Raw genomic sequence first — 24,486 nt, 5'->3', positions numbered from 1 at the left:
AAGGCTGCTAGCCGTCGCTTGTTTTGTAAATTCGAGTTTAGCTGAGTAATTCAAGTGTAAACGTTTTCCCGCTTTCGTGATTAGGTTCTCATTATCAGGTGGGCAGGCCAACTAAAATCATTCCATAATGATAAATGCACTCGACATTTAGCCTATATGGTTTGGACAATGGAGAAAGGAATGACGCCCTTAAGCGCCACATTATTAGCCCACCGAGATTGGGAAAACCCTGCAGTTACAGAGCGCAATCGTTTAGCGTCTCACGTGCCATTGCGGTCTTGGCCAAACCTAAAGCAGGCTTTAGATAAGCAAGATCCCGTTCATTGTTTGAATCTTAACGGCGAATGGCAGTTTTGTTTACTGGCTAAGCCCGAAATACTCAATGACCAGTTGTTAGCCGGTGCTAAGGGGCAATGGCAAAGCTTGATAGTGCCGAGCAATTGGCAGCTACATGGTTATGACAAAGCGATATATACCAATGTTATTTACCCCTTTGAAGTAACGCCACCCTTAGTGCCTAGCGATAACCCTACAGGGGTGTACCGCACTAGCTTTAACTATCAAGGTGACTGGCAAGGTAAGCAGATACGCTTGCGATTTGATGGTGTGAACTCGGCGTTTCATGTATTGCTAAATGGACAGATGGTCGGTTACGGCCAAGATAGTCGTTTAGCGAGCGAGTTTGATATTAGTGAGTACTTAATACAGGGCGAAAATCAACTGTCTGTGGTGGTGTATCGCTGGAGCGATGGCAGTTATTTGGAAGACCAAGATATGTGGTGGTTAAGTGGCATTTTTCGCGATGTGACTATTTACGCAAAACCTCAAATACATATTGCTGATTTTTCAATTCAAACCCAATTAGATGCCTGTTATCGCGATGCACGGCTTGAGGTGGAAGTGCTGTTAGCGGGAGGGGCGCTGAACGAGCTTGATAGCTATTATGTCGAGCTACAAGTCTATGACGGTGACACCCCCCTGTTTGGCTCCGCACTGGTGGGGCATACTAACAATAAGCTCATCGATGAGAAGGGGGGATTTGCAGATCGGATAGTTTTGAGCAAGCCGGTGGCTCAGCCTAAGCTGTGGAGTGATGAACAACCGCATTTATATCGAGCAGTAATTGGCTTATTTAATGCGAGCGGAGAATTGCTAGAAGTTGAACAAAGCTCGCTAGGCTTTCGTTGTGTAGAAGTGAATAAGGGCTTGTTAACACTAAACGGTAAGCCGCTCTTAATTCGCGGAGTAAACCGCCATGAGCATGACCCTGAATTAGGGCATGTCATGACCGAACAAAGGATGGTGCAAGACATTAAACTGCTTAAGCAGAATAACTTTAATGCGGTGCGCACCGCCCATTACCCTAATCATCCTCGCTGGTATGAACTGTGTGATGAATACGGGCTATTGCTGGTGGATGAAAGCAACCTAGAAACCCATGGCATGTTCCCTATGTGTCGTTTATCTGACGATCCGCAATGGATGCATGCCTATATGCAGCGGCTTACTAGAATGGTGGCTAGGGACAAAAATCACCCTTCGATTATTGTCTGGTCTCTGGGGAACGAATCTGGCTATGGCAGCAATCACGATGCGATGTACGGGTGGTTGAAACAAGCTGATCCCAGCCGACCTATCCAGTATGAAGGTGGTGGTGCTAATACCCCTGCAACTGACATACTTTGTCCGATGTATGCACGAGTCGATTGGGATACTGGCGGTGAAGGTATACCCAAGCGTGCTATTACCGCCCATATCGGCGACCCTCATGAGCAACGACCATTAGTTTTGTGTGAATATGCCCACGCCATGGGCAATAGTTTAGGCAGTATTGAAGAGTACTGGAGAGCATTTCGTTTACATCCTCGCTTGCAGGGGGGCTTTATTTGGGATTGGGTTGACCAAGGTATTACCAAATACACCGAGTCTGGCGATGCTTACTGGGCTTATGGTGGAGACTTTGGTGACAAGCCCAATGATCGACAGTTTTGCATTAATGGCTTGGTTTTTCCTGATCGAACAGCACACCCAAGTTTGGCTGAAATTAAATACTTACAGCAATATTGGCAAATACAAGCCGATGATTTAGCACTAGGACGATTTAGCGTTAGCAATGAGTATTTGTTTACCGATAGCCGCGATGTGAGTCTATTCTGGCGGATTGAGCAGCAAGGTGAATTGTTTACTCAAGGAGAGTTGGAGCTAAGGCTGGCTCCTCAACAGCAGCAATATCTGCAGCTTCCTGCTGAAGCCTTGTTGGCGGTATCCAAGCAACTCAGTGGAGAATTATGGCTAAGCATTGAAGTAAAACTTAGAGAAGATAAGCACTGGGCGAAAGCTGGTTACTGTGTGGCTCACCAGCAGTTTAAGCTGCCGATGGGCGGTTTAATCAGGCAAGGGGCGTTAAGCAAAGCAAAGGTCAAGTGTCAGCAGCAAGACTCACTAATTAGCTTTGTTAGCGCGCAGCAAACGGTAGTATTTGATGGTGTTTCCGCTCAGTGGCTATCATGGGTATCCGCTGGCAGCGAATTATTTAGCGCCGCTTTAACCGATAATTTCTATCGTGCACCGCTAGATAACGATATTGGGGTCAGCGAAGCGAGCCAAATGGACCCTAACTCTTGGATAGCTCGTTGGCAGAATGCCGGTTTAGACCAACTGCAGCGTAACAATGTAGGCTTTGAGTTTTCCCAATTAAGCAATGGTTGCTGGCTGGTAGAGAGTAACAGTGATTATAGCTTTGAACAGCGCTTGGCCTTTTCGGTACAACATCGCTTTGTTATCAGTGCCGACAAAGTAAAGCTGGCTGTGACTATTAATGCTGCGCCTTATTTGCCACCGTTACCTCGGGTAGGCTTAGAACTCAGCTTAGATAAACAATTTAGTCAAGTGAGTTGGTTTGGCTTGGGACCACATGAAAACTACCGTGATCGCTTGGCGTCAGCCATGGTTGGACGTTATCAATCGAGCATTGATGATCTACATACACCTTATATTTATCCTAGTGAAAACGGAGGAAGGGGAGCCGTTCGCCAGCTGGAGTTAAACCACGATAAGGGCGTAATGGTGCTAATAGAGTGTCAACCAAGCTTGCAGTTTGCTGCTCGACGATACAGCCAGCAACAGTTGAGTGAAGCGACGCACAACTATCAATTAAGTGATAGTGGAACGGTGTATGTGCAGCTTGATGTCGCGCATCAAGGAGTGGGTGGCGATGATTCCTGGAGTCCATCGGTTCACCCTAAACACCAAGTACACGCTGAGTTTTATCATTATCAAATTGAATTTGCTGTTAAAGGGTCAGAGCAATGAGCATTTATCATTTATACGGACAAAGCAGCAGTGTGGTTATGAGAGAAACCAGTAGCTTACCGGAAATAATTTATTGGGGGGCTAAGCTAAACCACCCTTTAGATGATAACTTATTAAGTGCTATTTCTCGGCCCGTTGGCGAAGCGAGTTTAGATGAAGATGTCGCATTAACGGTTTGTCCAGAAGCGAGCGAGGGCTGGTTTGCTAGCCCCGGCTTAGAGGGGAACCGGGCAGGTAAAGATTGGTGCCCAAGCTTTACTGCTAGCTGCAGCTTAAGTGGGCATAGTCATCTCACCATCAAGGCGCAAGACACGCGTGCACAATTAGCGCTGCAACTCAGTGTGAATCTAGATGAAGCCAGTGATGTACTGACCTTGCAAACTACGTTGAGCAACTTAGGGGCTAAACGTTATAACTTGCAGCGTTTAGCGTTAACCTTGCCTCTTCCTCAACAATGTAATGAATTATTATCACTGCACGGTCGCTGGACAAAAGAGTTTCAGCAGTATCGTCAGCCTCTAGAGCGTGGGATCATCGCTCAAGAAAATCGTCGTGGTCGTACTTCTCATCAATACTTCCCTGGTGCAATGATTGGCAGCCAAGGTTTTAATCATCAGCAAGGCGAGGTATATGGGTTTCATTTAGCGTGGAGCGGCAACCATCGGCTACAAAGCGGCGTGAAAACCGATGGCAGGCGCTGGTTACAAGCTGAAGAGTTATTATTAAGTGGCGAAGTCGGTTTAGAGCAAGGCGAGACTTATCAAACACCGATTTTGTATGCCAGTTATTCGGCCAATGGCCTTAATCAAATGAGTGCAAACTTTCACCGTTTTGTCCGTCAACATATCCTACGGTTTCCCAAAACTAAAGCTCGGCCAGTTCATCTAAATACCTGGGAAGGGATCTACTTCGACCATGACCCTGTTTATATCAAAAAAATGGCCAGCTTAGCCGCAGATATGGGGGTTGAGCGCTTTATTATTGATGATGGTTGGTTTCCTGGGCGAGATAACGATAAGGCCGGCTTAGGGGATTGGTATCTCGATACGCAAAAATATCCGAACGGCTTGGAGGAGGTGATTGACCACGTTCTTGCCCTTGGCATGGAGTTTGGTCTGTGGTTTGAGCCTGAAATGGTTAATCCTGATTCCGATTTGTTCCGTCAACATCCTGATTGGATCCTTGGTCAAGCGGGTTATCAGCAAAAAACAGGACGCTATCAATATGTATTGGATTTACAGCATTCCCAAGTATTTGATTATTTATTAGCGCGACTAGATAGCCTACTTAGCCAGTATACTATTTCTTATATCAAGTGGGATATGAACCGAGAATTAGTGCAACCCAGTCACTTAGGTGAAGCCGCGGTGCATGGTCAAACTAAGGCGTTTTATGCGTTGCTTGATGAGTTAGCTCAGCGCCACCCTGATTTGGAAATTGAAAGTTGTTCGTCAGGCGGAGGGCGTATCGATTATGAGGTGCTCAAACGCAGTCAGCGTTTTTGGTTATCTGACAGCAATGATGCTTTAGAGCGGCAGATAATGCAGCCAGCCATGTTGTATTTCTTCCCGCCTGAAGTGATGGGGTCGCACATTGGTCCAGCGCATAGCCATACTACCTATCGGCAACATAGCATTGGCTTTAGAGGCCTTACCGCTTTGTTGGGACATATGGGGGTGGAGTTGGATCCAGTCGCTGTAGAAGAGCAAGAACGGCAACAATTTGCTCACTATATCGCCTTGCATAAAACCCTACGCCCGCTGTTACACAGTGGTACTTGGCAGCAGTTACCGCAATCTGATGCCAGTTGGCAAGCCTATGGTGTGCAAGATCAGCGAACGGGAGAAGGGGTATATTGGGCGGTGCAGTTAACGATGCCAAGCTACAGTTTACCGGGGGCACTAAAATTACTAAACCTAGATCCTAAAGCACGGTATTGGGTAGAGGTATTAGATAAACCCGACTTTAAACACATTATGAAGCAACGACCAAGTTGGATAAATCAAGCGACTGACTTTAGCGGTGATAGCTTGATGAAGCTGGGTTTACAGCTGCCAATTATGGATCCCGAATCAGCATTATTGATTAAGGTTACTCGCCAACTGTAATCTAAAGACAAGGGGGCGCTTAGCGCACCCTTTATAAGGTGTTGCTAATTTAGCGAGCTTAATATCTCATCTAATCGAGCATATTGTTCGGCGAGTTGCTGTTCTGTGTTTTGGTTATAGTATTCTGCAAGTAATGCTATTTCTTTGCTTTGAATATCACGCCACAGCTTTAATACGCTCAATTGTTCCTCTGCGGGCAGTTCTTCTAATATATTAACTTTGACAACGTCTATTTTCGCCTCATAAAACAGCTGTTCAAGTTGTTGGTATAAAGCATTAAAACTTACTTCAAGGCGTAAATGCTGATTAGCTGTTTCTTGGCTTAACTGACTCTCTAAGCCAAGTAATTGCTTGCGCCACTCTCTTGCTTGTTGTTGATATTCACTGGGTAGCCGGGTAATTGAGGCGTCATAGTCTATCACCACAAAAGGATCTTCCAACTCACTGAAAGATTCAGCTTGTGCGCCACCTAAATAGAAAGCTAGTGCCAGTATAGGGGCAATCACCCGTAGGTTTTGTTTAAGTCTATTTATCATGCTAACGTCCTGATGAACTGGCATTTTATTTTATGTTAAGCCCGTCAGTTTCGGGGGCATCCTGATCTGGTTGGTATTCTAATAAATCACCGGGTTGGCAGTCTAACACCTGACAAATTGCGTTGAGTGTCGAAAAGCGAATCGCCTTTGCTCTACCTGTTTTCAATACCGACAAATTTTGAATCGAAATTCCCACTGCTTCAGATAAGTGGTTTAAGCGCATCTTGCGTTTCGCTAGCATCACATCCAAATTAATCACGATCGCCATGGGCAACTCCTATTAAATAGTGGCGTCTACATCGGCCTGTATTTGCACACCAAGTTGCATGACGTATGCAACAACAACCATAAATAAACCTGCTAGCAATAATGGGAAATCTAAGCTGATGTATTGAATGGCCGTCCACTCCATATCGGGAGGCATTACGTCATATAAATTATCAGGTGGACCTTTATGAAAGGGTCGCTTAAGCGGCAGTACTATTTGTTCAATGAAATAATTTGAAATACTGTTTACTGGAAACAAAGCGACTAAAAACCACCCAATTGAGCGAAAATATTTGGCGGTTTCTACCGTAAATACCTTGCCAGCACTATAGGCTTTAAATAAGCGGTCTATTTGCCATATTAGTGAGGCAATTAGCACACTAGTGGCAAAAAAAATGGCAACGGTAATAATCCGATGAGAAATGGATAAGGGCAGATGAGGAGGCTTCAGCGTTTTAGGCCTGAAATGAGGCGGCAGATTTGTCAATTCGTCAACGGGGGGCCCCGTTACCATGTCTGTGACGGTATAAAAACTAAACACCCACGGACTTTTTTTCATCGGTTCAATATCAATGCCCAACTCGCTGGGAAATCCCACTAAGCATAACAGCACGAAAAATACCAAGCCCCATAATACGCGCCGCATGTGTTTTCCTACTGCGCTTATGGCCTGAATTGATTGCATATTGTTGTTCTTCCTTGCCGACCAATATTACTAAAAATGACATTTATTTATCGTTTATCGTTAAATAATGAATGAATTTAGTCTTTTTGTAAACCAGGAATTTATTCTTTTTGGATTGTTTGCTGGCGCTACTGAAGGGTATTTACGTTAATTGAGATACTATGAGGTCGATGAAAACCCGCCATCATTGCTACGCCTAATTTGCTGGGTATATGAGCCAATACCGAACAAAAACGATAGTAAAGAGCATGTTGTACTGTCTTAACAACCACTGCCATGAGGCCAATATTAGCGCAGGCGAACAGCGAGTTTATGGGATAAAGCAAACACTGTTGATGCCCTTAGGGAGGGGAATGATACCTTAGTTGGGAATATTCTTGATGGCTGAGTGTTGCGCTATCAATTAGGGTATTTTTCGCCGCCATATTTAGCGGGTCAGAGTCATTATTTGCCATTTCCAAGAGAGTAATTTTTACGTTGTCCGATACACTTATACTGCCTGCGCTTATATTTTCTAATACAGCCATTCGCAGTGATTCAGAGTTATCGTAAGACAACATATCGGTTGCCATAGCTGTTCGCTGTTCGTCAATGGCAAAGCGCATCAATTGTGGTAACAGCAACTCAGCGTCTGAAGCATTGCTTTTATATATAAGGCTTTCAATTTCAGTGACCAACAAGTTTTTCTCAGCAGTCTCAATCTGGAAGGGTTTAAGTAAACTGAGTGCCTCTAATCGGGTGTTGCTATCGGTGTGTTCCATCACGGATAAATCAACTAAACCTTGTACGATCTCTTCAGAGTCAATCGTTGAAGTTGTACTGGCCAATAAGGTCACAAATTTTTGTTGTGATTCGGGGTCAGAATACATTCCATATTGTTTTGCTAGTGAAAATAAAGCTTCATCGGCAGTGTTGTTGGGCATGTTTTGTATTACCGACATGAGCAGTTTGAATTTAGGGTCATCAATAGAGTAGTCATCGAGCTGAGCGACGGTATAAGCTAACTGTTCAGGTCTACTTATTAACATTTGTTTAAGTAAATCGAACTGATTGGCAATAATCTGGCCTTTATCGTCTTGCTCGTTAATGTTGTCTATGCTCGACAGAATACTGTCTAATTCGTCGATAGTACGCTGATCCGGCGTATTAGGCTTAGCTCGATTCAGGTCAGGTTCAGCTTGCCAGTCACTTGGGGCCTTAAAAGCGCTATCTTGCGTATAGCTACCATCTGGTATGTTTGCACTTGTTGCACGGCTTTCAACAAAGCTTGATACGCTAGCGTCTTGTTGGTGTTGTGAATAATTCGACGGCCCTGAATGCCTAAAAAGTGCATATTGATATCCGCCAGCAAAACATAAAGTAGCGACTGACAGCAGCGCGATGACAGGTTTCATTACTCAACCTCTATGGTTTATTCACTGAAAAATAGTACGTTATTCTAAATACTAATTGAATACGTGTTGCTAGAAAGAGATTAAATTGAGCGGGCTAATTCAATCTCTTTGGTTGCTTTATTTATTCATTATCTTAACCACAGCGATACATCGACCGCACCTTTGTGATTAGTGTTAGCATCGCCGAATATTTCAATGGCCAAAATTTGATATCCGTTTGCTAAGCCATCACGCTTAAAGCCCAAATCTGAGTTGTCCCACCGATTGACGTGAGGGCCAAAGTTCAAATTATGGTTGTCACCTGTCTTGGTAGGTGAGCGGCGAACACTCCAATATTGTTTAAATTTACGACTGTCTCCACTGCCACAAAATTGTGCGCCATCACGGTCAACCAGATACACATCGTAGGTGGCACCATTAGCATTTACTGTTCCTTTAGAGCTAGCAGGAGCGCCTGCTGTTTCATCCCAAGGGACAAACTGGCCTGGGCCTTTCCAAGTATCGACCACATAATACTCTTGAGAGGTACTGCCACTACAAGACCAACCATAAAGGGCTATCAATGCTTTTTGAATGCTGGAATTACTGGTTAATTCACCCACGTTATAACCAATTTTTCGGTATCTAGCCCCTTTGCTCCAACCTAAGCCGCCAATGGCATCTTCGCCCCATGATTTGGCCATGTTCCATTCGGCTCGATAATGGCGACCAGCATCGTTATAAAAACCAATCTTGACATCACAGGTTTTTATATTATTTTGGCTTAGCTCAAACCACGAGTAAAAATGTCCACGATAAGTGCCTGAGCCGTAACCATTATCAGAGTCTCCAGCTGGATCACAAATCGTTTTGGTGATGCTTGCAGCATAACTGGTGCTTGGGGTAATGGTGAGTAATCCGCCTAAAGCGAGTGACAAGGCTAAAAGTTGTGTCTTCATTAAAGTGTCCTAATTTCGTTAAAAGTACCAACGAACTAGTCATACATGGCTTATGTATTGCGACTATACAACTCGTCAAAAGAGCGTTCGAAAACGCGGTTATAATGTGAATTTTTTGTTGCCATTTAGTATTGTTTTTTTGTCTTTTTTAGGTCAATTCAAAAGATCAAAAGGCGCGGCGGCGTCATGATAAACAATGAAAGGTAGGTGATAACTAAATAACGAAAAGGGAATGGCAGAAAAAACAATGCAATATATTGAATAAATTGGTAGGGCTGTGTGATTATACTTTTTAATGCGCGAGTTCACGCTTTTTAACGATATATTGTACTTTACTCAACAATCACCAAAATAAACAGGCTAAATACGTAATTAGTCAAAATGATGTCGACTGCCAGGATGATAGTTGTATACCAAACGCCTTAACTAAGTCGTCGTTTCTTCACCTAAGCAAGATAACGCTAAAGCCGCTGTAATAAGCGACGCTGTTTTCATCTCCTTTTAAAGCGCTTTGACAGTGGGTGATATTATGGTTAGCGTGGCGCCAATAAAAAATGTATAAGGGGATGTGGTGTTAGCTGACTTAGAGCAACAATGCGCGCTGTTCGTTTGCGATCTTGAGCATAGTGATAGTGCCCATCACATCGATCATGTTCGCCGAGTGGTCGCTTTAGCCAAGCACCTGGCGAAGCAAGAACACGCTCAACTAGAGGTCGTAGTGCCAGCGGCTTGGTTACACGATTGTGTATCTTTGGCTAAAAACCACCCTCAACGTCATTTAGCTTCGCAAATGGCTGCCGATAAAGCGCTCGAATTTCTAAGCCGTATACGCTATCCGCAGGCCTACTTTGCAGCCATTCACCATGCGATTGTGGCTCATAGTTATAGCGCGGATGTAAAACCTAATAGTATAGAGGCGGAAGTCGTCCAAGATGCTGACCGGCTTGATGCTTTAGGTGCGATAGGACTTAGTCGTTGTTTACAGGTAGGCACCAGCTTAAACCGACCACTATATAACCAACACGATCCCTTTTGCCTGCAAAGATGTCCCGACGATCGAGAATATACCCTCGATCATTTTTATAGCAAGCTACTGCACATCAGTGAATCGGTTTGTACCCCGTCAGCTCGTTGCGAAGCTCAGTTACGCACCCAGTTTATGCTGAACTACCTACAGCAACTTAAGCACGAGTTAAGACCTAGCTAAAATTATAGACTTAATGGAAGGAGCTTGATTTCAGTGATACAACTGATTGCGATGACCGAACAGCAGTTCTCTACCTATTTGGCTGCTGCAATTGTCAGCTATGCGAAGGACAATGTTCAAGCTGGGCGCTGCTCAGATGAAGAGTCTTTGGAAGATTCTAAAGGTGCTCATCAAAAACTATTGCCACAAGGTATAGCGACGCCAAATCATTATTTATTGCAGATTGTGCATCATAAACAAACAGTAGGGCACCTCTGGTTAATGTTTGATAGGCATAAACCAAGGGCTGGTGCGTTTGTTTACGATCTTGAAATTTATGCTCTTTTTCAAAGATGCGGCTATGCTAAGGCGGCGCAGCTAGAGGCTGAAAAATGTGTCTTACAACTGGGCGGGGATAAAATCTCGTTGCACGTATTTTCGCACAATACTAAGGCGCAACATTTATACCAGCAACTGGATTATCAAGTTACTGGTATAAATATGAGTAAGTCTTTTTAGTTTAATCGCCTTTATTGGGCTGGATGGTCTTAGTGGGTTCTACCGGTTTTAGTGGTCGAGATTCAATCGCCTTTAGGTAGTCATGAGTCCAAATTTGTGAGCGGATTTTACGGCGGTTTCCTCTTGGTACGTATTTGTTTTGCTGCTGGGCATCAATGATCCTAGCTTTAGTGGTATCGGCAAACTGTAAATCAAGTAAGTCGATCACTCGGCGCTTGAGTTCCTCGTTGTAGATCGGAACCCCCACCTCTACTCGCTCTTCAATATTTCGAGTCATCCAATCGAAAGAAGCGATATACACTTGCTCTTCGCCGGCATGGTGGAAGTGAAAAACCCGTGGGTGTTCTAAAAAACGGTCTACAATACTAATGATTTTTATGTTGTCACTAATACCTTCTAGCCCTGGTACTAAAGAACACATCCCCCGAATGATCATACGTATTTTTACCCCAGCTTTACTGGCTGCGTAAAGTCGAGTAATGATGCCTTTATCAACCAGATTGTTAACCTTAATGGTAATTGCTGCTCGATTACCGGCATTGGCTTGGTTTATTTCATAGTCAATAAGGCTAAATAGGCGTCTGCGCGTTTCGTTGGGGGAAACAATTAAGTGTTGGAACTTAAAACGGCGATAAGGTTGATGAATGAAACGAAAGACATTTTCAACTTCTTGGCCTATTTCTTGGCTTTTGGTAAACAGAGCAAAGTCGGTATATATTTTTGCTGTTTTTTCATGGAAGTTACCAGTACCAATGTGGCTATAGAACACCCGTTGGTTGTTTTCCTTTCGAGTAATCAACAGCAGTTTGGAGTGTACCTTTAAAGACGGAACGCCAAATACCACTTTAACACCTGCATCAGTAAGTACCTGTGCCCATCCAATATTCGCGCCTTCATCAAAACGGGCGCGCAATTCAATCACCACGGTTACGCGCTTACCATTATTCGCCGCATCGATTAACGAATTCATTAGATGGGATTTCTTCGCTACCCGGTAAATATTTATCTTAATACTGCTAACTTTTGGATCGAAAGAGGCTTGGCGGACAAATTCAGATATATAACGGAATTTATGGTAGGGGTAATAAAGCAGAATATCCCGCTGGCTAATGGCGTCAAATACGGTATCAAACTGGTCAAAATCGTTACAGTTTAAGGCTGATAACTTGGCGTTTTCTAGATATTTCCTTCCCACATTAGGGAAACCAATGAAGTCTTTAAAATTATGGTAACGGCTGCCGCTAACACTGTGATCTAACTTAGAAATGTGTAGCATTTTGCTAAGCCGTTTGATCATGCTATTTGGCATTTCCCGATCGTAAACAAAGCGAACCGGTTCGGCGGTTAAACGTTGTTTAATGCCTTCAGACATCTTTTCCAACAAACTTTGGTCAACTTCATCAGTCAGATCGTATTCTGCATCGCGGGTCATTTTAATTGAGTAGGCAGCCAAGGAATCGTATTTATAAAATCCTCTGAGTAAATCGTCTAAGCAAAAACGAATGATATTATCGAGAATAATCATGGTTTTTCGGGTCTTAGAGCCATCTGGTGGTAGCACGACAAATCGCGGTAAGTCATCGGTAGGTATTTCTATTAATAGGTGGTCTTCTTTTTCACCTTTTTTTACTTCTACCGCTAGATAAGTGTATTCATCTTTCAAGAAGCGAACCAAATCAGTACGTTTGGTAATAACAATCGGGGTGATATGGCGTAATACTTTGTCTTTGAAATATTTTCTCACCCAGTTTTGATGGTTGCTACTCAATTGGTCTTCGTTGATTAAGAAGATATTACGGCGAGCCAAAGTCAGGATGATTTCCCGATAGGTGTCATCAAAATCTTGCTGTAGTTGGGCGAGTTTCGCTTGTACATCATTGAGTAACTTAATAGAGCCGTCATCGGTTTGTTTAAGCTCATTTAAGATAATTCGGCGCTTGAGAGCTGCCACCCTAACTTTATAAAACTCATCTTGGTTATTCGAAAAAATACCGAGAAACCTGACTCGTTCTATGATTGGCACTGAATGATCTTGTGCTTCTTGCAAAACCCGTTGGTTAAACGATAGCCAACTTAGCTCTTTCTCAATATAAAGACTGTCGCTCATTTTACACCTATCTTATCTAAAACTTTTCCATTGCCACTTGTGCGTATTATTCGTCTGAGAAGTCGACCATTAAATCGTCAGCTAAGGATTCTAAAGAATCTTGAATCAGGTTGCGTTGGTCATCGCTAGCACAGGGAACCAATAACTGAGCGGTAAAAATAAGACCTCCCCAATTGGGCGCGCTGCCCACATGCGTATTAATTTCGCTTAAGCTAATGCCTAATGAATTTAGCACCTGAGTGACTTCTTGAACAATTCCTACGCGGTCGTTGGCGGTAACCGTAATCATCACCTGTTCATCGGCGGTGTTATCGCTGTCGCTACCTTCGGCTATATTAATGAGTAGCTGTGGCTGATTGAGTAATTCTTCACTTAAGGCTGCAACGTTTTCTTTGGCGACTTCTATGTGCAAGATACCAGCAAATTGCCCTGCTAATTCTGTAAGGCTACTGGCTAACCAACTTCCATGATGTTTTACGACTAACGAGGATAACTGGTCAACAATACCGGGACGGTCTTTGCCTAAAACGCTGATAACCAATTGTTTCATAAAATACTCCTTGAATGGTAAGACTAGTCGGATAAATTCAGAGTATTGTTGTGTCTACCCAGAATCTAAAGTATGCATAGCTTTTATGCTTTAGGGAAGCCACTCTGTGCGTTATAACCCCTTAATATTCTAAGCTTAGCTGATTTTTTTATCTTTAATATTAGATACATATTATTGTCATATTGAGTTGCTAAAGATAGTGTTATCGCCGCATTTTCGGCTGTTATAAGTGACTTTTTTTTTAGTATTTCACTCTGTAACAATAGTGTCATAAAACTGCCATATACTTTCGCCAGACCTATTAAATTGTGAGGGATATATGACGCAGTCAGTGTCATTTAATAGCAGTGCCCAGCGGCAAATTAAGGATCGACTAACCCGCTGGGGCGTAAGTGCTGGCGGAATAGTGGTGCTTTTGGCGCTAATCTTAATCTTCTTCTACTTATTATATGTTGTTGCGCCTATTTTTTATGGGGCCAGCCTAGAAAAATTGAAGACTATTCCACTGCATGACAACAGTAGTACCATTGCTATCGGCGTGGAAGAACAAAATGAAATTGCTTATCGCTTCAATGCTGATGGGCGTTTACGTTTTTTCAATTTAACCGATGGACAGCGCGAGTTTGACGACTATCAGCTAGAGGCCAACATTACCGCCGCTGACCGTACAGTACCTAATCAGGGTTTAGTGGCTTATGCGACAGAACAAGGTGAAGCCTATGTGGTGGCTCCTAAGTTCAGTGTGAGCTACCCCAATGATAAGCGTCTAATAACGCCAAGTTTAGCCTACCCAATGGGAGATGCCCCTTTAAGCATCGACGACCAAGGGCATGCGATTACTAAATTGGCTTTTGAGCGTGAAGAAGAGTCTGCGGTTTTTGCTGCCATTACTGATGATGGGCGTGGCTTACTGGTTCGATTGGAAGCTGAAGAAGACATGTTCAGCGAGTCTTTAGAATGGGTGGCGTCGCGTGCTACGATTCCTAGCTTGTCAAAAACCGTAGATCAAATGCTGGTGACGCCTGATTTACGCCGCTTATATATTCGAAGTGGTAATCAGTTAGCCAACTACAATATTTCAGATGTTGATGATGTAAAACTCACCTCGGTAGACTTTATTAATAGCAGTAATGCCAATGTCACTAACGTGGCGTTGTTAACTGGCGCGAGCTCGTTAATTGTTGCTAACGACAACGGTAAAGTGTCTCAATGGTTTGATGTAGCGAAAAATGGCGCGCGAAAACTGACCCAAATTCGGGAGTTTGATGCGGGCGCTAACATTCTCGATATAGGTGTTGAGTACTTCCGTAAAGGGTTTGCTGTTGGCACCGAAGATGGCGCTATTTCGATATTTCATACCACTGGCGGCGGTCGCTTAGTTCGCGAAGATACCAATAGTAGTAACAGTTTAAGTTTGGCCTTTTCACCGCGCGCTAGTGGGCTTTTGAGTGAAACGGCTGCCGGGTTAGAGTTTTATCACGTTGATAATGAGCACCCAGAGGTAACCTGGCGTGCCTTATGGAGTAAAATTTGGTACGAAGGCTACCCAGAACCCCAGTATGTTTGGCAGTCGACGTCAGCCAGTGATGACTTTGAACCTAAGCTTAGCTTGGTACCAATATCGTTTGGTACGATAAAAGCGGCGCTTTATGCGATGTTATTTGCCGCACCTATTGCGCTCGCAGGCGCGATTTACACTGCCTACTTTATGTCCCCTTCATTACGCAAAGTGGTCAAGCCTACCGTCGAAATTATGGAAGCCTTACCTACGGTAATTTTGGGCTTTTTGGCTGGTTTGTGGCTAGCGCCACTGATTGAAGACAATCTACCCGGTGTTATAGCCATCATGCTGTTGTTGCCTATTGGATTTTTAGCCACTGCGTTTGCGTGGTCAAAATTACCTAAGAAACTGCGACAGATGATGCCCGAAGGCTGTGATGTGTTGGTGCTAATTCCGGTAGTAATATTTATTGGCTGGGGCTGTATTCAGCTTAGCCCAATGCTAGAAGCTTGGATGTTTGATGGAGACGCGCGTCTTTACCTAACCAATGAGTTAGGCATTAACTTCGACCAGCGTAATTCTATGGTAGTGGGCTTAGCAATGGGTTTCGCAGTTATCCCTACGATTTTCTCGATCGCTGAAGATGCTATTTTCTCTGTGCCTAAGCACTTGAGTAATGGTTCCTTGGCGCTAGGCGCTACGCCATGGCAAACCTTAACTAAGGTGGTCATTCTGACCGCAAGCCCTGGTATCTTCTCTGCCGTGATGATGGGCTTAGGCCGTGCGGTTGGTGAAACTATGATCGTATTAATGGCGACGGGTAACACGCCAGTGATGGATTGGAGTATTTTCCAAGGGATGCGTACTTTAGCGGCAAACATTGCGGTAGAAATGCCAGAGTCAGAAGTTGGAAGCTCACACTATCGAGTGCTGTTTTTAGCCGCGTTCGTATTGTTTGTGTTTACCTTCATATTTAACACGATTGCTGAATTTGTTCGTCAGCGTCTTCGCGAAAAATACAGCTCGCTGTAAATAGGGATATGGGAAATAACCGATGAATAAGTGGTTTAAATCAGGTAACCCGTGGATTTGGATGACAGCCGGTGCAGTAAGCATTAGCTTGGTAGCAGTAATAGGTTTGCTGCTATTAATCGCTGCCCGCGGTTTAGTTTATTTCTGGCCAAGCCCAGTGCTTGAAATGGAAGTTAATCAGTATGGTAAAAATGAAACGGTCATTGGTGAGCTTTATGAAACCGAATTGGTGCCAATTGAGCGTTTACATGCGTCTGGTGCTAATACTGAAGGCCTAAAAGGTGATTTTGTTGAAAGGATACTGATTAAGACCGGTAACCGTGAATACGTAAATTTGGATTTTCGCTGGTTAACCGAAAATGAAATCTTGTCTAAACGTGTTCCCTCCAATGTGGCCGTGGTTGAACGTAGAACCAACGGTAACTTTTATGGTTATGTAGAAGGTATTGTAAAGGGTAGTGACACCATAGATGCCGCCGCTGATAGCGAGCATGCTCAGCTATTTGAATTGCTAGAACGTTCTAATGGCATCATTAAACAAGCGGATTCTTTGCAGCGTCATGATATTGGTAGCATCAACTACAAGCTTGAGCGCCTGCGTTTAAAGCAACGTAAGCTTGAAATGAATGGTGAGCTTAACGATACGCTATTAGCCAGTATCGAAGCCGATGCCGAGCAATTGCATCAAGACTACTTAGTGTTAGAGAAGCAATTGTTTGCTTATCGCGATGATGCACGACGTGACCAGTTAATTATTCGTGATATGCGCGGAGAGTTAGTCACGATTCCTATGGATAACGTGTTGGACGTGTTCTTCCCTAATGAGATGAACTGGTTCCAAAAAGCTGGCCATTGGGTTCACCAAGCGGGCAAGTTTATTGTCGATGAGCCTCGTGAAGCGAATACTGAGGGGGGAGTATTTCCTGCCATTTTTGGTACAGTATTCATGGTTATGCTAATGGCGGTGATTGTGACCCCGCTGGGTGTTGTAGCCGCTATTTATTTGCACGAATACGCTGGCAATAACAGCTTTACCCGTTTGATTCGAATCGCAGTGATTAACTTAGCGGGTGTTCCTTCTATTGTGTATGGCGTATTTGGCTTAGGTTTCTTCGTGTATATGCTGGGTGGGAGTATCGATTCATTGTTCTACACCGAGTCATTACCAACACCTACTTTTGGCTCGCCAGGTGTGATGTGGTCGGCGTTAACCTTAGCCATTTTGACTTTGCCTGTGGTGATTGTTTCCACGGAAGAGGGTTTATCACGGATCCCTAGTGCAGTGCGCCAAGGCTCATTAGCCTTAGGTGCAACCAAGGCTGAAACCCTATGGCGAATTGTTATTCCCATGGCCAGCCCAGCCATTATGACCGGTTTAATCTTGGCGGTAGCGCGGGCGGCCGGTGAAGTAGCACCTTTGATGCTAGTAGGGGTGGTGAAGTTAGCGCCCACCTTACCATTAGATGGAAACTTCCCGTTTGTTCACCTAGAGCGTAAATTTATGCACTTAGGTTTTCATATTTATGATGTGGGTTTCCAAAGTCCGAATGTAGAGGCCGCTCGACCACTGGTTTACGCGACAGCCTTCTTGTTAGTCACGGTTATCATAGGTTTAAACCTAGCTGCGATTCAGATCCGTAACCGTTTACGTGAAAAGTTTAAAACGTTAGACCAATAAGCTAACGGCAAATTTGTAGGAAAAATAATGATTTCTTTGAATACAGAAAACAGTCGAGATACAAAAATAGACTTGGCTAACTTAAGTGCAGAACAAACAGCCTTAGAAGTAAAAAACTTGAATCTACATTACGGGAATAAGCAGGCCTTATTTGACGTATCGATGAAGATTCCTAAGGGGCAAGTTACCGCGTTTATTGGCCCTTCAGGCTGCGGTAAGTCAACCTTGTTACGTTGTATCAACCGCATGAACGACTTAGTCGATATTTGTAAAATCAGTGGCGAAATCTTGCTGCATGGGCAAAATATCTACGATAAGAGTGTCGATGTAGCGGCTTTGCGCCGTAATGTGGGGATGGTATTTCAACGTCCTAATCCCTTTCCTAAGTCTATCTACGAAAATGTGGTGTATGGATTGCGCCTGCAAGGTGTGAAAGATCGCCGGGTATTAGATGAAGCAGTAGAACGTTCGCTGCGCGGCGCTGCATTGTGGGAAGAAGTAAAAGACCGCTTGCATGAAAATGCATTTGGTTTATCTGGTGGACAGCAGCAACGTTTGGTCATTGCTCGTGCTATTGCCATTGAACCCGAAGTGCTGTTATTGGATGAGCCAACATCTGCACTTGATCCCATTTCGACTCTAACTATCGAAGAATTAATCAACGACTTGAAGAGTCGTTATACGGTAGTGATAGTTACTCACAACATGCAACAAGCGGCGCGTGTATCAGATCAAACCGCCTTTATGTATATGGGCGATATGGTGGAGTATGCTGATACTAATACCTTGTTTACAACACCCGCGAAGAAACAAACTGAAGATTACATTACTGGCCGTTACGGTTAATAAAGTCCGTAGCTGAGGAATAATTATGGATAAGTTGAACATGAACAAACACATATCTGGTCAGTTTAATGCTGAACTCGATCATGTGCGTAATCAAATTATGGCAATGGGGGGCTTAGTTGAACAGCAACTCAATGACGCCTTGAGTTTGTTAAACCGTCCCGATGCCGAGTTAGTCAATAAGGTTATTTCTACCGATAGCAAAGTCAATTCTTACGAAGTGGCTATTGATGAAGAATGTACCCGTATCATTGCTAAACGCCAACCGGCAGCGAGTGACCTACGGGTGATTATGGCAATCATTAAAACCATTGCCGACCTAGAGCGAATTGGCGATGCTGCTGAAAGTATTGCTCGAATGGTTGAGCGCAATATGGATAAACCCTTTAAAGCGTCGTTAACCAGCCTGGAGCATTTAGGTCAGCATACCGCTAAGATGCTGCACGATGTACTCGATGGCTTTGCCCGTATGGATGTTGATATGGCGTGGAGGGTTCACCAAGAAGATAAGAAGGTGGATAAAGAGTATGAGCGATTGATTCGTGAGCTAATGACTTACATGATGGAAGATCCTCGTTCAATCCCTCAGGTGCTTGACGCCCTAAGTGCTGCTCGTGCCATAGAGCGAGTAGGGGACCGTTGTCAAAACATTGCAGAGTACATTATTTATTTTGTACGAGGTAAAGACGTACGGCATTTAGCCGGTGATGAAGTAGAAAAACTGCTTTAGTCTTAAAACTAGCCTGAGAAAAGCTGACTTCACGTCAGCTTTTTTACTTTAAGTAAAATTTATTTTATTTTATTTTCAATTTTCTGGTCTGAGCAGTGAATACAAAAACTTTTGTATTATAACGATCTGTGGGTCCTTCAGCTTCTTTGTAAATTTATTCTGATAAATATCCTACCTGCTAATATTTTAAACGGCCGTTTAAAATGACGTGTAAGCACATGCTTTATTTGAATAATTAGCTATTCAATTGTTCTTATTTGTAAATGCAATATACCCATTACCTTTACGTAAACGTAAAGGTTGTTGCAGTGTTTTCTTTGTTACTCCTTAATTTGTAATTAATTTTCGTAATTTTACAACCATTTGAGACCTTAGTGGTAAACGGTATGTTAATGTCTTGTTGGCTAATTAGAGTTAATACTTTAAAAAAAGCTTTGCGTTTTGTTTATTGGGTGGTATAAAAAACAGGCTCTTGAAGTGGTTTTGAAACAAGCGTTTTAAAATATGAGCCTGTAATACTTTAGTTTTAACAGTGTTGGAATTACTTTGTTTTTTATGTAAGTTTTCTGGCAGATACAAGATGATTACAGTTTTTGACCTGTATAAGCCAATAAACAGGGCCCTAGTCAGGGCCGAGCGGGAATGAGTATATAGTCGACCAATTTGATGTGATAAACGCAGTAAAAAAAAGCGTTCACATCATTAACGCTAGAAACGGGGGGAAAGGCCTCAGCCAATAGCAATAATAAGGCTGAATAGAGCTCCCCAAACTTTGGCTTAGTATTTTTAGATAAAACAACAATAACTAAAAGTACTCAGCCATATTTTATCGGTCAATTGACCCATAGCCATAAGGCAATCCGCAATCATAAGCGGCCTTAAATAACCTACGTGAATATGCAGTACAGCTTGCTGTACTTAGGAATAGAAGTCTAAGAGGGATTGAACATGACATTAACAAGAGAACAGCAAATTCAAGCATTAGAAAAAGACTGGGCCGAAAACCCTCGCTGGAAAGGAGTTAAGCGTCCTTATAGCGCTGAAGAAGTGGTTAAATTGCGCGGTTCAGTCATTCCAGAAAATACCATTGCCCGTCACGGTGCTGAAAAACTATGGTCTTTAGTCAATGGTCAAGCCAAAAAAGGTTACGTAAATTGCCTAGGCGCTCTTACTGGCGGCCAAGCTGTGCAGCAAGCTAAAGCAGGTATTGAAGCTATTTACTTGTCTGGTTGGCAGGTAGCGGCGGATAACAACTCAGCATCAAGCATGTATCCCGATCAGTCTTTGTATCCGGTAGACTCTGTGCCAAAAGTCGTCGAGCGTATTAATAATTCTTTCCAACGAGCTGACCAAATTCAATGGGCAAATGGATTATCACCTGCAAATGGTGGCTTAGATTACTTCTTACCTATTGTGGCCGATGCGGAAGCTGGCTTTGGTGGCGTATTAAATGCGTTCGAATTAATGAAAAATATGATCAAGGCGGGCGCGGCAGGTGTCCACTTTGAAGATCAGCTCGCGTCAGTGAAAAAATGTGGCCATATGGGCGGTAAAGTATTGGTTCCAACCCAAGAAGCAGTACAAAAACTAGTGGCGGCTCGCTTTGCAGCTGACGTTGCTGGAGTCCCCACCTTGGTGATTGCACGTACTGATGCCAATGCCGCAGACTTACTCACCTCTGATGTTGATCCCTATGATGCAGAGTTTGTTCAAGGCGAACGCACCGCTGAAGGCTTTTACAAAGTAAATGCCGGTATAGACCAAGCGATTAGTCGCGGTCTTGCGTATGCCGAGTATGCGGATTTGATTTGGTGTGAAACGGCTACTCCGTGCTTAGAAGAAGCCCGTAAGTTTGCTGAAGCCATCCATGCTAAATACCCAGACCAGCTATTAGCCTATAACTGTTCTCCTTCTTTCAACTGGCGTAAAAACCTTGATGACGAAACAATTGCTAAGTTCCAACAAGAACTGAGTGACATGGGCTACAAGTACCAGTTCATCACTTTAGCCGGTATCCATAACATGTGGTACAACATGTTCGACCTCGCGCATAATTACGCTCAAGGTGAAGGCATGAAGCACTATGTGAACATGGTTCAAGAGAAAGAGTTCCAGGCTGCTGACCGTGGTTATACCTTTGTCGCGCACCAACAAGAAGTAGGTACCGGATATTTTGACCAAGTAACTAACGTGATTCAAGGTGGTCAGTCTTCAGTCACCGCGTTAACTGGCTCTACCGAAGAAGAGCAATTTAGCTAAACGCTTAGTTAAGCTAAGTATAAAACCAATAATAAAAAGCTAAGTTAATACCCTTTGAGCAGCTCTTGAGCTGCTCTTTATTTTTGTCAATGTAGCTTACCTTGTAAGCGCTCACTTAGCTAAGCGACGAGCCCAGTTATAGGCTTTGTTGTTTAACAAACTGCTCAGCCCTATAAAGTACTTGCGGATAAAGCCTGATAAATACGGCTTCAATGACTGCTTCATGCTTATCAATATCATCCATCAGTAAGTCTAATCGTACTGGGCGACGTAAGCGTTTACTTATCGCTTGTAGCGTAAGCTTAATGTTGTCTCTGGTTTGATATTGTTTTAACCAATTATATTCACGCATATGGTTTGCCGTGACTAAGGCTCGGTCATTTAAGGGGGATGTCTTTAGTTGCTGGTAACAATGCTTTATGAACGTGTTGAGCGGGAGTGACGCGTAGTTTTCCCATTGCTGAGTGAGCAAGTGGTCAAAGTAAACATCTAAGGCTATTCCACTGTAGCGACGCAGGGCAGGTTGAAAACACAGGCTTATTTTCTCGGCAGCGATGTGTTGATCGGTAAAGCTATCTACTTGCCGATGTAGCAAGATCCCAAGTTGAGTGACGAGTGGGTAGTCTTGCCATTGATTACCCTTTACGAAGTCACCCAGTAAAGCGCCAGAAATGGAGGTTGAGGTATGCTGGGCGATATGGAAATGCGCAAGATAGTTCATCGCTTAAGCATATATTAGTGGGCTGTTCTGTGCAGTGATTTATTTCGCTATCTATTCTTCAGTCAATGGGGTGTTACTGACCATACCTGTTTGTTGTAAAAACTGGTTAAAACCAAATAACCACAAATCGGCATGTTTATAAAAAATTTCGTGGCCGTTTACTTCGTTACCTAATTGGTAAAATTGAAAGTCCACTTGCCCACCGCCTTTTTTAAATGCGCTTATATAGCTTTGAATCGCCTCATCAGAGTAATAAGCATCATTATGCCCATATATAAATAAGTGAGGCAGAGGGCTAGTTTTACCCGCGTTGGTGAACAAGCCTACGTTGCTAGCACTGGGGGCATTTATTTGGCACTGCTCGCCCATCCAACCACCTGAGAAATTGACTACACCTTTAAATAATTCAGCATGTTTTGCGGCGTAAATAACCGAAAGCAGACCGCCCCGTGAATTGCCACTAATTACTATTCTATTTGGGTCAACCCAAGGTTGTTCTTTGATAAAAGCAAAAGCGGCATCTAAGCTTTGTGACGCGTAACGTAAGCCTGCTTCTACGCTATTAACACTGCAGTTATATGATTCATTGTAATCGCCTTCTGATAACCCTCGCCCTCGGCGCATTGGTACCAATAACGCGATATTTTGTTGAGTCAAGAAAGCCGCTAAACCCCAAGGCCTAATGCTTAGGTTTTCTTCAATAATACCTGGGCCAGTTGAGCCATGATTAAACACGACTAAGGGAAAAGGCCCTTCACCTTCGGGCATATATAAGGTGGCTTCTAGCTTTATCTGGCTATCCCAGAATACCCCCGGGTCGGACATTGGGATCCAAACTGTTTCGCCTATGTCGTCAGCTACACTAGCTATGCTGACAGTGAACAAAAATAGCGCAAAGAAGCGGAAAACCAGGTGCATCGTTAGCTTACCCTTTAGCAGAGGTGATGGTGGTTACTCGCAGTGTATGTTTCAAAAAACAGTCTTGAGTACACTGAGGTTGTTGAAGGTAAGCATATAACAGCAACCGGCCAAGCAGAAACGTTTTAAAGTTAGAGCTCCACTATTGAAAATGATGTGACTACGTTTGCAATTGGGTTAATGGTTTTTTATTGACTAGTGTTTGCGCGACAACCGCCTGCGTTAACCGTTAGGCAAAAAAAAAATCCAGCGCGAGGCTGGACTAAAAAAACATAAGGAATGACTAATACATGCTATTGCAAAGGCAAATTAGCGGGCTATTAGTAAGCCCCATAAATCGACAATTTCAGTATCGGCTGAAAAGACGCTATAGGATGAGAGCACCTAGCGATTTATGATTTGATAATAACGTGATGTCGCTCACAAAACAATCTCTTTATGTAATTTTTTTACTAAAATAGTAAAGTTTAGCCTGGCCATTGAGACCTACATCACCTAATTTTCATTATATGTTGTAATGTTACTTAGTTATCAGGGGCGATAGGTTCTTGCTCTGCCAGCATTTCTAATAAGGAGATTGCCACTCCCACGAAGTCGGTATCAGTAATTATCCCGATGAGCTTTTTGCCCTCTACAACAGGTAAACAGCCTATTCGATACCGTTCTATATGCCTGGCTGCTTCTTCTACTCCGGCTGCTGGAGCAACGGTATGCAATTTAGTTAGCATAATATGTTTAAGCATGACTTGTTGTTCATGGGCGCGGCGTTGTGAAGCGGTGGTTTTGCTTAGCGATGATTCTTGCGCGGCAAGTAAAGTCCGCTCACTGACTAAACCGATCAAGTGTTCGTTTACATCAATAATCGGTAGATGACGGATTTTATGTTCTTTACACAAGCTAACGGCCTCTTCTAAGGTCGTCTGCTCAAAAACAGTGTGCGGATTAGTTGTCATGATGTCTGATACTTTAATCATAACGGTCGCCTCTTTTTAGTTACACTCACCTTTAAATTTAGAAGCTTATGCTGAAAACGGCTTGATAAAAATCAACGAATTTGACGGTTTGGTTTTTAGTCAGTGAGAGTTGTCGAGTAGCTTGAAAAATCAGAAAAAAAGCAGCAGAAAATTTGCTTATTAAGCAAACTTATACTGCATTCTATGCTGTCTGTTACCGCAAATAGAACTAAAGCGATTAAACGC

At 43.4% G+C, this 24,486-nt stretch carries 19 protein-coding genes; 9 read left to right on the top strand and 10 right to left on the bottom strand.

Annotated features, from left to right (window positions below; genetic code table 11):
• The first annotated feature begins 180 nt into the window (after window positions 1–180).
• Window positions 181–3,312 carry a beta-galactosidase gene (locus ACVFI8_RS03085; RefSeq protein ID WP_457873015.1) on the top strand — a complete coding sequence of 1,044 codons (3,132 nt, stop codon included), beginning with the start codon at window positions 181–183 and terminating at the stop codon, window positions 3,310–3,312.
• Window positions 3,309–5,420: an alpha-galactosidase gene (locus ACVFI8_RS03080; RefSeq protein WP_457873014.1), complete on the top strand. Its 2,112-nt coding sequence runs from the start codon at window positions 3,309–3,311 to the stop codon at window positions 5,418–5,420. The genes ACVFI8_RS03085 and ACVFI8_RS03080 overlap by 4 nt, the downstream gene beginning before the upstream one ends.
• A gap of 44 nt (window positions 5,421–5,464) precedes the next feature.
• Here the strand turns inward: ACVFI8_RS03080 and ACVFI8_RS03075 are convergent, their stop codons facing one another.
• The 5 genes from ACVFI8_RS03075 to ACVFI8_RS03055 all read right to left on the bottom strand — a co-directional run bounded on the left by ACVFI8_RS03075 (window position 5,465) and on the right by ACVFI8_RS03055 (window position 9,240).
• A complete protein-coding gene (locus ACVFI8_RS03075; protein WP_457873013.1) occupies window positions 5,465–5,956 on the bottom strand; it encodes a hypothetical protein in 492 nt (163 codons plus the stop codon).
• A 25-nt stretch (window positions 5,957–5,981) separates the two neighbouring features.
• Window positions 5,982–6,224, bottom strand: coding sequence for a helix-turn-helix domain-containing protein (locus ACVFI8_RS03070; RefSeq protein WP_248714890.1), 243 nt, complete (start codon window positions 6,222–6,224; stop codon window positions 5,982–5,984).
• A 12-nt stretch (window positions 6,225–6,236) separates the two neighbouring features.
• Entirely contained in the window at window positions 6,237–6,869 is a 633-nt protein-coding gene (locus ACVFI8_RS03065) for a DUF2975 domain-containing protein (protein WP_457873012.1), read from the bottom strand.
• A 380-nt stretch (window positions 6,870–7,249) separates the two neighbouring features.
• Window positions 7,250–8,302, bottom strand: coding sequence for a hypothetical protein (locus tag ACVFI8_RS03060; RefSeq protein WP_248714892.1), 1,053 nt, complete (start codon window positions 8,300–8,302; stop codon window positions 7,250–7,252).
• A 128-nt stretch (window positions 8,303–8,430) separates the two neighbouring features.
• Window positions 8,431–9,240: a glycoside hydrolase family 11 protein gene (locus ACVFI8_RS03055; protein ID WP_248714893.1), complete on the bottom strand. Its 810-nt coding sequence runs from the start codon at window positions 9,238–9,240 to the stop codon at window positions 8,431–8,433.
• 571 nt (window positions 9,241–9,811) lie between these two features.
• On the opposite strand from ACVFI8_RS03055, the gene ACVFI8_RS03050 reads away from it, so the two are divergent.
• Both ACVFI8_RS03050 and ACVFI8_RS03045 read left to right on the top strand, forming a co-directional pair.
• Window positions 9,812–10,447 carry an HD domain-containing protein gene (locus ACVFI8_RS03050; RefSeq protein ID WP_457873011.1) on the top strand — a complete coding sequence of 212 codons (636 nt, stop codon included), beginning with the start codon at window positions 9,812–9,814 and terminating at the stop codon, window positions 10,445–10,447.
• Between the two features lie 33 nt (window positions 10,448–10,480).
• Window positions 10,481–10,945, top strand: coding sequence for a GNAT family N-acetyltransferase (locus ACVFI8_RS03045; RefSeq protein ID WP_457873010.1), 465 nt, complete (start codon window positions 10,481–10,483; stop codon window positions 10,943–10,945).
• A 1-nt stretch (window position 10,946) separates the two neighbouring features.
• Here the strand turns inward: ACVFI8_RS03045 and ppk1 are convergent, their stop codons facing one another.
• Together ppk1 and ACVFI8_RS03035 are read right to left on the bottom strand one after the other, a co-directional pair.
• Window positions 10,947–13,052 (bottom strand): polyphosphate kinase 1, encoded by a 2,106-nt coding sequence (gene ppk1 / locus ACVFI8_RS03040; RefSeq protein WP_457873009.1) that lies wholly within the window; start codon window positions 13,050–13,052, stop codon window positions 10,947–10,949.
• Window positions 13,053–13,098: 46 nt separating this feature from the next.
• Window positions 13,099–13,602, bottom strand: a complete 504-nt coding sequence (locus tag ACVFI8_RS03035) for a glycine cleavage system protein R (protein WP_457873008.1) — start codon at window positions 13,600–13,602, stop codon at window positions 13,099–13,101.
• A 319-nt stretch (window positions 13,603–13,921) separates the two neighbouring features.
• Here ACVFI8_RS03035 and ACVFI8_RS03030 point away from each other — a divergent pair, with 319 nt between their 5' ends.
• From ACVFI8_RS03030 to aceA, 5 genes are all read left to right on the top strand, one after another.
• The gene (locus tag ACVFI8_RS03030) at window positions 13,922–16,135 is read left to right on the top strand and encodes an ABC transporter permease subunit (RefSeq protein ID WP_457873007.1); all 2,214 of its coding nucleotides are present in this window, start codon (window positions 13,922–13,924) and stop codon (window positions 16,133–16,135) included.
• 22 nt (window positions 16,136–16,157) lie between these two features.
• Window positions 16,158–17,813 carry a phosphate ABC transporter permease PstA gene (gene pstA, locus ACVFI8_RS03025; protein WP_248714899.1) on the top strand — a complete coding sequence of 552 codons (1,656 nt, stop codon included), beginning with the start codon at window positions 16,158–16,160 and terminating at the stop codon, window positions 17,811–17,813.
• Window positions 17,814–17,840: 27 nt separating this feature from the next.
• Window positions 17,841–18,659 carry a phosphate ABC transporter ATP-binding protein PstB gene (pstB, locus tag ACVFI8_RS03020; protein WP_248714900.1) on the top strand — a complete coding sequence of 273 codons (819 nt, stop codon included), beginning with the start codon at window positions 17,841–17,843 and terminating at the stop codon, window positions 18,657–18,659.
• Between the two features lie 25 nt (window positions 18,660–18,684).
• Complete coding sequence (phoU, locus tag ACVFI8_RS03015) at window positions 18,685–19,389, top strand: phosphate signaling complex protein PhoU (protein ID WP_248714901.1); 705 nt, start codon at window positions 18,685–18,687, stop codon at window positions 19,387–19,389.
• 948 nt (window positions 19,390–20,337) lie between these two features.
• Window positions 20,338–21,648, top strand: a complete 1,311-nt coding sequence (aceA, locus tag ACVFI8_RS03010; RefSeq protein ID WP_248714902.1) for an isocitrate lyase — start codon at window positions 20,338–20,340, stop codon at window positions 21,646–21,648.
• A 136-nt stretch (window positions 21,649–21,784) separates the two neighbouring features.
• Here aceA and ACVFI8_RS03005 read toward each other — a convergent pair whose 3' ends face one another.
• From ACVFI8_RS03005 to ACVFI8_RS02995, 3 genes are all read right to left on the bottom strand, one after another.
• On the bottom strand, window positions 21,785–22,369 hold the full coding sequence (locus tag ACVFI8_RS03005) for an acyl carrier protein phosphodiesterase (protein WP_457873006.1): 585 nt from the start codon (window positions 22,367–22,369) through the stop codon (window positions 21,785–21,787).
• 51 nt (window positions 22,370–22,420) lie between these two features.
• Entirely contained in the window at window positions 22,421–23,287 is an 867-nt protein-coding gene (locus tag ACVFI8_RS03000) for a dienelactone hydrolase family protein (RefSeq protein WP_457873005.1), read from the bottom strand.
• Between the two features lie 524 nt (window positions 23,288–23,811).
• Entirely contained in the window at window positions 23,812–24,261 is a 450-nt protein-coding gene (locus ACVFI8_RS02995; protein WP_457873004.1) for a CBS domain-containing protein, read from the bottom strand.
• Window positions 24,262–24,486: the final 225 nt, after the last annotated feature.

The sequence above is a fragment of the Agarivorans sp. MS3-6 genome, assembly GCF_054112545.1.
The sequence above is the reverse complement of the archived record's forward strand: the minus strand, read 5'-3'. Positions and strand labels throughout refer to the sequence as shown.